Origin of the sequence: Flavobacterium sp. 1355 (assembly GCF_017833415.1) — a bacterium.
In the GTDB taxonomy this organism is placed as follows: domain Bacteria; phylum Bacteroidota; class Bacteroidia; order Flavobacteriales; family Flavobacteriaceae; genus Flavobacterium.
On the sequence record NZ_JAFICC010000002.1, the window covers coordinates 242,959 to 254,053 of the forward strand.

Annotated in this window: 10 protein-coding genes; 2 read left to right on the plus strand and 8 right to left on the minus strand. The window is 32.0% G+C overall.

The window, feature by feature from the left end; translation table 11 throughout:
* Window positions 1–118: 118 nt before the first annotated feature.
* Window positions 119–1,228, plus strand: coding sequence for a glycosyltransferase (locus JOD96_RS03505; RefSeq protein ID WP_209562880.1), 1,110 nt, complete (start codon window positions 119–121; stop codon window positions 1,226–1,228).
* Here JOD96_RS03505 and JOD96_RS03510 read toward each other — a convergent pair.
* The 8 genes from JOD96_RS03510 to JOD96_RS03545 are packed head-to-tail and all read right to left on the minus strand — an operon-like array spanning window position 1,178 to window position 10,606.
* Window positions 1,178–2,467, minus strand: a complete 1,290-nt coding sequence (locus JOD96_RS03510) for an O-antigen ligase family protein (protein WP_209562881.1) — start codon at window positions 2,465–2,467, stop codon at window positions 1,178–1,180. The two genes, JOD96_RS03505 and JOD96_RS03510, sit on opposite strands and share 51 nt — an antisense overlap.
* Window positions 2,439–3,503, minus strand: a complete 1,065-nt coding sequence (locus tag JOD96_RS03515) for a hypothetical protein (RefSeq protein WP_209562882.1) — start codon at window positions 3,501–3,503, stop codon at window positions 2,439–2,441. The genes JOD96_RS03510 and JOD96_RS03515 overlap by 29 nt, the downstream gene beginning before the upstream one ends.
* A gap of 8 nt (window positions 3,504–3,511) precedes the next feature.
* Window positions 3,512–4,540: a glycosyltransferase family 2 protein gene (locus JOD96_RS03520; protein ID WP_209562883.1), complete on the minus strand. Its 1,029-nt coding sequence runs from the start codon at window positions 4,538–4,540 to the stop codon at window positions 3,512–3,514.
* 1 nt (window position 4,541) lies between these two features.
* Window positions 4,542–5,846: an MATE family efflux transporter gene (locus tag JOD96_RS03525; protein ID WP_209562884.1), complete on the minus strand. Its 1,305-nt coding sequence runs from the start codon at window positions 5,844–5,846 to the stop codon at window positions 4,542–4,544.
* 36 nt (window positions 5,847–5,882) lie between these two features.
* Window positions 5,883–6,875, minus strand: a complete 993-nt coding sequence (locus tag JOD96_RS03530; RefSeq protein WP_209562885.1) for a hypothetical protein — start codon at window positions 6,873–6,875, stop codon at window positions 5,883–5,885.
* A 9-nt stretch (window positions 6,876–6,884) separates the two neighbouring features.
* Complete coding sequence (locus JOD96_RS03535; RefSeq protein WP_209562886.1) at window positions 6,885–8,564, minus strand: DUF6909 family protein; 1,680 nt, start codon at window positions 8,562–8,564, stop codon at window positions 6,885–6,887.
* Window positions 8,565–8,606: 42 nt separating this feature from the next.
* Window positions 8,607–10,091, minus strand: a complete 1,485-nt coding sequence (locus JOD96_RS03540) for a GH3 auxin-responsive promoter family protein (protein WP_209562887.1) — start codon at window positions 10,089–10,091, stop codon at window positions 8,607–8,609.
* Between the two features lie 11 nt (window positions 10,092–10,102).
* Window positions 10,103–10,606, minus strand: a complete 504-nt coding sequence (locus JOD96_RS03545) for a peptidase (RefSeq protein WP_209562888.1) — start codon at window positions 10,604–10,606, stop codon at window positions 10,103–10,105.
* A gap of 208 nt (window positions 10,607–10,814) precedes the next feature.
* Between JOD96_RS03545 and JOD96_RS03550 the strand changes: the two genes are divergently transcribed.
* Window positions 10,815–10,997 (plus strand): twin-arginine translocase TatA/TatE family subunit, encoded by a 183-nt coding sequence (locus JOD96_RS03550; RefSeq protein ID WP_209562889.1) that lies wholly within the window; start codon window positions 10,815–10,817, stop codon window positions 10,995–10,997.
* Window positions 10,998–11,095: the final 98 nt, after the last annotated feature.

Consider the following 11,095-nt stretch of genomic DNA (forward strand, 5'->3'; position numbering starts at 1 on the left):
TAAAATATCTGGCCTTTTGAATGTCATATAAAATCATATTTTTTGAAATAACTTTACTATTTACCGATTGTATCTAAGCATATTTCTCTATTTTTACTCATAATTAAACATTTCTGTTTTGAAAGTTGTACATATTATTGAAGCTCTTGGTGGTGGCGTTTATACTTATTTTAGAGATTTATCTACTTTTTTTGGAGATGAAGAACAAAATAAAAGCATCCACACCACAATCATTTACAGCGGAAACCGAAAAGAAATTGATCCTGAAAATATAAAAAAAGATTTTTCTGACGGAGTTGATCTTATTAAAATCAATATGGTTAGGGAGTTTTCTCCTGTTCAGGATTTAAAATCAACTTATAAATTGTGGCAGGAACTCAAAAAAATCAATCCTGACATTATTCATCTTCATTCTTCAAAAGCTGGTGTATTGGGCAGAATCGCACATTTTTTTCTGTTTAAAAAGAAGAAACTGTTTTACACGCCGCATGGATATGCTTTTCTGAGAACGGATATCTCTACTTTTAAAAAGAAATTATACTGGCTGGTTGAAAAGGGAATTCAACAACTGTTTGGCGGAACTACAATTGCCTGCGGAGATACCGAATATGAAATTGCTAAAACAATTGGAGAATCAAAATTAGTACGGAATGGGATTGATATTCCTGGTGTTACCTCAAATTTAGCTACTGATAATAGAAATGAAAAACTAACTATTGGTATTATGGCAAGAATTACTGCCGCCAGAAACCCTCAGTTATTTAATGAAATTGCATTACGTTTTCCGAACCTGAATTTTGTATGGATTGGAGATGGGGATCTAAATCATTTAATTACAGCGCCAAACATACGAATAACAGGCTGGATCTTAGATCGCAAAAAAGTTTTAAAAGAATTGAACAACATTGATATTTACATGCAAACATCACTTTGGGAAGGTTTGCCAATTTCCATATTAGAAGCAATGGCTTTTAAAAAACCTGCAATTGCTAATAATATAATTGGAAATAAAGATGCTGTTCTACATGGAAAAACCGGATTCCTTTTTGAAAATATTGACGAATTGAAAAATTATTTTGAAATTTTGAAAGATGAGGAAACAAGAACTTCTTTTGGAGAAAATGCTTTTGTGAGATGTCAAAACTTATTTGATAAAAACAAAAACTTCAAACAATTATCAGAGATTTACAGTCAGTCTTTTCTGCAGCCAAAAGCTTCCAAAGACTGAAAACCAAAATCCACTAAAAGCAATTCCATCAAAACGGAGCAAAAAATCATCTATAAGATTTGAAGTGAAGAAAATTATAAAGAAAGAAAATATCAAGGCATTTTTTAAGTTATATCCTAAATAACCGATTGTAAAAATATAAAGCATAACAGCCAAGGGTCCTAGGATTCCAAACTTTAGCAAAAAATCAAGAAACTGATTGTGCGTTGGAAATTCATATTTGGCCAGAAATTTTTGATTTGTTTGCTTGTAATATTCATTTAGTTCCGGTTTTCCATCAGAAGCACCAACTCCAAAAGGAAGATTTTTTAAAGACAATTCCCAAGCACATTTCCAAATTGAAACTCTTGTTACCAATGAATTAAAAACTTTAACTTCAGGATGCTCAATTTCATCCAGTTTGCCTACTTTATCCATATAAGCAAAAGTTACCTTTGAATATTTTTCTTTCATGTACGGATCCTTCTGAATAAAAAGATATAAAATTCCAAATAGGATTACCAAAACTGAAACTGCAATAAAAGTCATTTTCTTTAAATCAATTTTAGTCCTAAGTTCTACAAACAGAACAAGTAAGAATCCAATAAAAATATTTGCCAATGCCAATCTGGTATTGACAAAAAGAACAAAGAAAAATGAAAGCAGGAAAATAACAATCCAAGCCGTTTTAATTAGTAGTTTTTGATAATTACGAAAGTTATATAAAACAAAATAAAATGCGCAAACCGACACAAAAGCCAAATGCATATTGAGTGCCGGTGCATGAATTCCGATTGTTTTTGAAAATTCATAACCCATTTCCCATAAATCAACTCCAATTAAATATTTATCCATTAATTCAGGAAACACAACATTGAATCTGATGAAGAAAAACAATAAAACTATAGTCGTTGCAATTACATATGTTTCAATTAATTTTAAAAAATTGATACGCTGATAATTGCCAATTATAAATAATGGAAAAATCAGTAATGAGGTGCTTTTTTCTATTGCTTTCAGCCCTTTTTCAAATGAATCATTATTCCAAAAAAGCAATAATTCGAGTAAGAGCGGAGAAGCTATACAAATCATTAAAATCAAAGATGTTCTGGTATATTTTAGTTTCCTGAAGAAAATCAGATTAAATACTGCAAACAAAATAATAAGCAGCGAACATGGTTTCCTAAAAATCATGGCAACAGCAATCAAACATAAAAAAACATGAAATATTTTATTGAAGCTTTTTTCGGAAATATTCATAGTATAATGCAAAATAAATTAAAGGAAAAATACCCGTTTTATGTTTAACCGCAGAACCTAAATCTGGCTCAAAAACTCCCTGAATAATAAAAAAAGAAAACAGAATAAAGAATACGAAAAGCTCATACTGCATATCATTCCTGTTCTTTAAACATTTTGAAAAACGTACTAATAAAATATAGGAAAGGAAAAGCTGCCAGATTACAAAGACAAGAATTTGAGGCGACAATAAATGCTTTAATCCGTTTACCGGAACGTTTACACTAAAAAACCCATAGAAAACAGCAATAGCTTCTCCATACCAGGTATCTGGTTTTAGAGGTGGAACAATCATTGAATTTGCATCTGCTGATCCCATTCTCGCATTATTTACTACTTCCCGACTCATCTCAGAGAAATATTCTCCTTTTACTAAACCATAACTTAAGGAAAGAAAAAAAGCAATTAGCAAGCCGTAAAAAATTGTGGTTAAAACCTGGTTTTTAAAATTAATGAAACTAATTAAATACATTCCATAAGCAATTATAGGGATCAACGCAAAATACGGTCTGTAAAAAACGCCAAAAACAATTAATAGCAAAAATGATATATATACCGTTTTTTTGAATGAATATCTCCTGTTTGAAAACAAAAAAACTATGGGCGTAATGAATAAAAAAGTTATAAACTCTTTTGATGGCATCGAAATAAAAACAGCCATCATAAAAATTCCCAAATAGACCAGAATATTTTTTACATTTATTTTTTCGAAGTTTTCAGGAATCCCAATTTTATATAGAACGAACATTAAAACAGGGAATTGTAAAAGTGCAATTACAGGGAAAGGAAGGTAACGCAAGCCAGTAATTTTATAAAACAAAATTGTCAATGGATAACTTCCGAGATAGCCTGCTTCATTCCATCTGTCGTAAATAATTATAGCAGAATCATAAAAAAACTTTGGCGGCAATATAAAAAAAGTAAGAAATGCAACGACCAGATTGGCCATCGCAATAAGCAAAAATGCAGCTGTACTTTTTTTAATTAAAATTTGCATGATAAAAATTATTTAGATGCCCTGTGTTTTTTATAAAAAGACGTTTTTATTCTGTATCCGTTTAAAAAAAAGATTAAAAATCTAAACGATAGATACTTATAAAAAAACATTACTTTATCTACTTTTAAATTTCGATTCCATTGAAGTAAATATTTCCAGTCGTACAAATCGTTCCAGATTTCTTTCCGCCACTTTGGAGATAATACATAAAATTCTTTTAAAATTATAACATAGATACAAGCCCAATAATTTTCTACAGCAAGATTCATTTTTTCAGAATTAGTCTGTTGATTTTTCAGGCCATTTTTGACCATTGTATAAATATCAATTACATTTTTTTCGTCTATATTCGTCGTAAATGAGCCTTTTCTTGCCTGACGATAAAAGTAAAAGGATTTTGAATAAATACTAAATGTTTCAATATGATACATTAATTTCCCAGTCCATTCAATATCTTCTGACCTTTTATCTGTTGGAAAGAACAATTCATTCTCAATCAAAATTGATCTTTTGATAATTTTATCACATGGAGAAGGAGCATACAAATCATAATAAACCAAATTTATAATTTCATCCGTAAAATTTCCTTTTTTATTCTTCAAAAACTTTTGATTGTGCTTATAAACGATATCTCTTTTTGAAAAAAAACGGCTTTCTTCGTGTATTATTAAATCTGCTTTTGACTCTTTTATTAAATTATTAATGTTTAACAATGTATCGCTTCCAACCCAGTAATCATCACTGTCACAAAAAAAAATATACTCTCCATTTGCTGTTTTTAAACCTGTATTTCTTGCATCAGATACTCCTCCGTTTTCTTTATCAATCAGAATGATTTTATCATGGATTTGCTTATACTTTTTACAGATTTCTAATGATGAATCTTTTGAACCATCGTTAATTAGTAAAACCTCAAAATTAGAGTAATTCTGAGTCAAAATGCTTTCTAAACATTGGTCCAAATAACGTTCAACATTATAGACAGGAACAATAATGCTGAAAAAAATGGTTTCGTTATTAGAATTTATTTCTTTCATATTAATTCAAAAAAACTTTCATTTTATCTTTCCTGTATATAACTACCGCCGAAACAAAATTCCAGAAAAAAGAACTCGAAACAAAAGCAATAGCCGCTCCCGTCATTCCATAAACAGGAATTAATAATCGGTTTAAAACAAAATTAATGATCACAGCAATGATCAAAATGATCTGGTAAATGTGCTGTCTGCCAGTCATATTCAAATAAACAGAAGATGAGCCAAATGCAGAGCAAGCTCCCTGGCCTATTATCAAAATCAAAAAAGCTTGTTTGGCTGCAATGTATTCTTCACCAAATAAAGATAAAATATGGCCTGAAAAAATACTCAGCAGCACAATTACCGGAAACGTTATACCAAAAATTGTACGGGAACTGTTCTTTAAAATCTTAGCTAATTCGTTTCTGTTCCGGCCCGAAAAATGTTCAGAAATTTTGGCAGAAACTGTAATATTAATTGTAATGATAATAATCGAAACAATGGTCATTATTTTGATTCCCACTGAATAAAAGGCAACTGTTTCATCATTTCGGTATTTTTTTAAAAAAAGGATATCAAAACTCATCAGTAAAAACAGTGCCATTCCGCTAATCGCAATTGGATATGATTTTAAAAAAATCTCTTTGTGTGAGATTTTTTCTGTCGAATTTTGTTTTTTTATTTTGTTAAAATAAATAAAAACAAAAACGGAACTGATAATGGCAAGCACAACAAATCCAATTAAAAAAACATCTACCAGATAAGTTTCTTTTTGGTAATAAAATAAGGCAGTCGAGCCTAAAATTAATGGAACGTATTTAATAATATTTCTGAATAGTTCGGCAACGATTAATTTATCTAATGCTCTGAAAATCTCTGTATTTAAAATCGATATTCCCGAGAAGAATAAGGTTATCGATGACTTAAGAATTATGGAATAAACCTCATCATCAGAAAAATAGTCATTTATTGTTTTTTTATCAATTATCAGAATAATTAAAAAAGCCGTTAATGATGACAAAAACAGCATGAAGACCATTTTTGAATATATATTTTTTAATTCTTCTAAAGATTTTTTGCTGGCCAACCGTCCTTTAAAGTACAAAATCGACTGGTCAAATCCCAATAAACATATACTCCCTACAACCAAAAGAAATGTGCGTGAAAAATCATATTGGCCCACAATTTTCGGACTGAAGGATTTTGTCAAAAAAACAGTAAAACCAAATAAAAGAAGGGCTCCCGAAACTCTCAAAAACAAGGTAACAATACTTTGTTTTACAAAAGAATTGTTTCTGATTTTGTCAAAAATATTATTTGTTTTCAATTGGTTTCATGATGCTTAACAAGTAAAATATATATTTTAACCTTTATTTACCTGAGATTTTAAAAGCTGATTTTTATAGAATTTCTGAAACAAGCTAATAAAGACGAAAAGAACAAGAAACAAAACAGGTAATAAAAATTTGAAATTTCCATTCACAATTTTATTATCATTCATGTTCAGTGTTGTGCTTATTTCTTTAATCGTTTTGTCTGAACTTATCAGTTTCAATCTGTTTTTTCCTTGTTCAATAACCAGAGTCTGCTTGGTCTTAATAATATCATTGAGTTGCGTATTTTCACTGTAATACACCAGCTTATCACTTTTTGAATTGTTTTTTGCTGTACTCGAAAACCCATTCAAAACATTGTCAATCTGGGCAATTATTGTATCATTTTGAGTAATTTCCTGCTGGAGATTTTTGTACCCTATTTTTTGAGCAGTAGTAAAATATTCCGAATCGTTTAAATATTTTAATAACGGCTGAATAACTTCTTTTTCATTTATCATGCTTTTCGAAACAAAAGAAATGGTATGAAGACTGTAATTTTTACTTGTCACATTATCTTCCAAGACCTTTTTTACCTCACCAACCTCAGCCATTAATTTTATAAGTTCGAAGTTTTGCTCTTTGTCTTCAATAAATTTATAAACGTCTGCAATTGGTTTGATTTCAATTTTGTTGATAGTTTCCGGATTTGAAATTCCCACTACATTTTTCAAAAATTCGGCATCTCCTGCAGCAACTTTAGCCTGGATTAAGTCAATTTTTGAGTATAAATAATCAACGCTTCCGAAATTTGGAGTTACCACAACCTGATTTTGGTAGGTTTGTTTGTTTGAATCCAAATACCATCCTAATCCAAACCCGAGAATAACTAAAATTAGGACCAAAATCCAGTTTCGCACAAAAAACTGAATCGACCTAAAAACAGAAGTGTTGACTCGATCAAAGAAATTGCCAACAGTTCTTGACAGCTGGAAAATATCAATTTCCTGATTATCGTGATTATGGGGTACTTTTGTACTCATTGATACGTTTTATTTTTCGTTGAAAATCTGTTCCAAAATCTTAATAGTAATCAGATAAGTTGGTTTTACACCCGTAGTTCCCAATCCACCCGATGCCAGAGTACTTCCGGTTTCCAACGGATTATCTGAAGCATAATAAGCATAACGAACTTTGATATCGTGAGGCACACTTTTTCTGATTTTTGATGCTGACTGTATTGCTTTTTGGTAATATGATCCTTCCATTTCAAGACCAATTACTCCCCAGGTCGATTCATGAAAGAATTTTAATAAATCTCTGTTTTGCAATGATGTTCCTAAAACGGTCACCATTGCACCTTCAAAAACGGCAATATCATTTCCTTCAAACATGGCACCGGTCAATTCATTTTCAAAGAAATAATTATCTGCGGTTCCTTCGTTTATATGTGCTGTAGGGATCATAATATCTCCTTTTCCGCCTTCCAGAATTCCGGCTTTACCCATTATCGAAACTGATTTTACATTGAGCAAAGTATCTTTTTTGTATGGTTTTAAGAGCTCATCGATAGTCTCATAAGCCTGTTCTCCAAAAGCATAGTCCATTACAATAATGACTGGTTTCTCATCAGTTATTATTGTTTTTGCAAAAGCCGTTTTTGCCCAGTCAATTTTGGCCGTATCAAAAATCTGAACGTCGATGTTTGTTCCTGATGTATCCGGTAAAGAAATCATTCCGTTTTTCAGTGCCAGTTCTTCCACCAGGCTTCTTGTCTCCTTCGCCCCTGCTTTGCTTAACTCTTCATAAATAAAAAAGTCAGACTTGTCTTTGAATTTGGTTTTCAATAACGGAGTTGCAAAAATAGAGTTCATCACACTATGCATGTTTGCACTGATCACATGTATCGGACGTTTTAAAAGATTATTGGCTTTTAAAACTTCTTTGATATTTGTTGCCCAGATTTCTCCATGAATATGATGCCCTAAACGCTCTCTTAAAACAGGACTAAAAGTAATTGTTCGTTTGCTATTCTCGATTACCTCTTCGATTGCTAGTTTTCCGAGCCAATAAATTACATTTAAGAAACGATCCGGTTCGTTCTCAGAACCAAATGCATCGTAAATGTCTAAAACTTCTTCGAATGTTCTGGCTAAAATATTGGCAACATGCGAAATTGCTTTTTCTTTCTCTATTTGAGGCAGTTTTTTTGTCTGCATAACAGCTTGCTCCAGTTTCAGCCAGTCGCGTGAAACTTCGCCGCCATCATCTACCAGAACCCTGTTTTTTATTTTATGGGATTCTATAAAAATAAACGTTAAGTGGGTCAGGATATCATAAATGTCAGATCGCCCGCGGGTGATTTCAACATTCATCTGCTCTTCATCAATTCTGTAACAGTTTCTTCTTCTCTTTGGAGGAACAATAGGTTGAAAATGTGATTTTGAATATCCTTCATCTGAGGTTAGGTTAATAAAACGGCATTGTTCAATTCCTATCGGAAGTCGTTCTATTACATATAAAAGCCCATTTAATTCTACCTTTTCTTCTCCAATATTACCATAAATCTCAGGGCGCAATGCCAATAAGGATTCACGTAAACTATCGCCGGAAACTCCCATGGGTTTATAAAAACCACGGTTGAATAAATGGCGCATTGTAATGTACATTTTTTCGATTGCTGCAGATGATTCCTGCGCTCTTGATCTTGATATATGTTTGGTTTCTTTCATGCTATTCTATATTTTCGAACTTATAAATATAAGTTGTTTTTTCTATTTCAAATTATCTGCAATCTTTCTATCATTAGACAATCTCGGGATTTTATTCTGACCTCCCAATTTTCCCTGCGATTTCATATATTCCTGAAAACCGTTTTTAGAAACTTTGGTTACTACTACTTTTCTTAAAACATTTCCGGTAATTAAATCGTCGTAATAGATATTTTGCTTTCGCATGGCGTTGTCTATCGCCTCCGCGAAAGCGTCGAAATTTTCAGGCTCATTTTCAAATTCAATCAGCCATTCATGGTATGGTAATCCGGCTGAAGGCGTAATTTGCGGCGCAACCGTAAATTCGTTTATTACAATATTTGTTTTGGCCATTGCTTCTTTGATGGCATTTTCTACTTCATTGGCAATAACATGTTCTCCAAAAGCAGAAATATAATGTTTGATACGTCCCGAAACAATAACACGATATGGAGCCAAAGATGTAAATTGAACGGTATCACCAATATTATAACCCCATAGCCCGGCATTTGTAGAAACAATCAAAGCATAATTTACTCCCAATTCTACTTCACCAATTGTATTTCGTTTTGGGTTTTCGGTAAAAAATTCATCGGCTTTTATGAATTCGTAGAAAATTCCCGAATTCAGCAACAAAAGCATTCCCTTTTCTTTTTGAGAATCCTGATAAGCAAAAAAACCTTCAGAAGCCGGAAACAGCTCAATACTGTCTACTTTCCTGCCAATCATCTGCTCAAACTTAGCACGATAGGGTTCGTAGTTTACGCCTCCGTAAATAAACAAATTAAAGTTTTTGAATATTTCGCCAATTTTCTTTCCTCCGCTCTTTTCCTGCAGACGCTCAAAATACATTTGCACCCAGGACGGAATTCCGGAAATCACCGACATATTTTCGTTTATGGTTTCGCTCACGATTGCATTTACTTTGGTATCCCAGTCATCAATACAATTGGTTTCCCACGATGGCATTCGGTTTCGCTGCAAATATTTTGGAACAAAATGGGCTACAATTCCTGAGAGTCTTCCAAAGTTGATTCCGTGTTTTTCGGTCAAAATGGGGCTTCCCTGCAAAAAAATCATTTTTCCATCAACAAAATCAGCATTTCCTGTTTCGTTTACATAATGCAGAATTGCATTTCGCGCTGCATTAATATGCGAAGGCATTGATTCTTTAGTCAGCGGAATATATTTTGCGCCAGAAGTTGTTCCCGATGTTTTGGCAAAATAAAGCGGTTTTCCTTTCCAGAGAATGTTTTCATGGCCGATTTTAACTTTTTCAATATAAGACTTCAAATCTTCGTAATCGCGGATAGGAACATTTTTCTGAAAATCTTTAATCGTATTTATAGTATCAAAATGATGGTCTTTTCCAAATTCGGTTTCTTTGGCATCTTTTATAAGATTTTTAAAAACCTTCAATTGACTTTCGACTGGTTTGTTAGCCCAGTGGAGTGTTTGGTTGTATATTTTCCGAGCAAATATTTTTGCCGCAATTGACTTAATTGACATTTTTAGTGGTATTATTTTTTGTCACTTTTATTTTTACTTCGGGAATTTTCATCCGACTCTTTTTCGATTTTATCTACTTCTTCTCTCAATTCGATTTCTTTTTCAGACGCCTTCATATCATGATCGGGAGCCTCGCGGGTTTCAGACAAAATAGAATCTTTATTAAACTTGGCATATTCCAGCTGCCCCGACAATACTTTTTGAACCCCTTTTATATAAGCTTCATTTTTTTGTAAAGCTCTTTCTAATGAGTCAGATTTTATTGCCAGTTCTGTCGCATCTTTTTTTAATTGTGAGGAAGAATATCCGGGAATAAATTCGCGTAAAGACGTAAAAGCGATAATGTAAGTTGTAATTAAAATAAGAAATATTCCACCCAACGTAAAGGTTACGAATACGTTCATTAAAGTAAGTTTAAACGAAAAAATTTCTTCAAAGGTATCTTCATTCAAAATTACCAAGCGGTTTTTGATGAATAGTTTTTTTCTAAAATTGAATTTTTTCTTCTTCTTCATATCTGATTATACAAGCAAATATAGTAATTAATAGTATTGCTACTGCCGGTCAGTATTTTATCAATCTGCTAAATTTTTGATTTTATAAAATATTTAACGTACCTTAAAACAAAGATTTTAAACCAAAAACACTTTTTGTTCGTATATTTCTATATACCTTTGCGGTAAAATTAGAAAACAATTTGCTTCGGCATAAATATATACAGTCATGGGAAGATTAGGTCTTACAGAAATCCTCGTAATAGTAGGTATTGTGATATTACTTTTTGGAGGTAAAAAAATTCCGGAATTAATGAAAGGTTTAGGAAGTGGAATTAAAGAATTTAAAAACGCTGCTAAAGACGATCAATCTGCTCCTGCAGTTAAAAAAGAAGAGCAAGAAGTTAAATAATAATTTTTTCGTCTTAATTAAAATTCCAGGTTAAATCAATGATTTAACCTGGAATTTTTTTATACCATTTAAGCGTTTAAAAAGGAGCTTCAAAAATT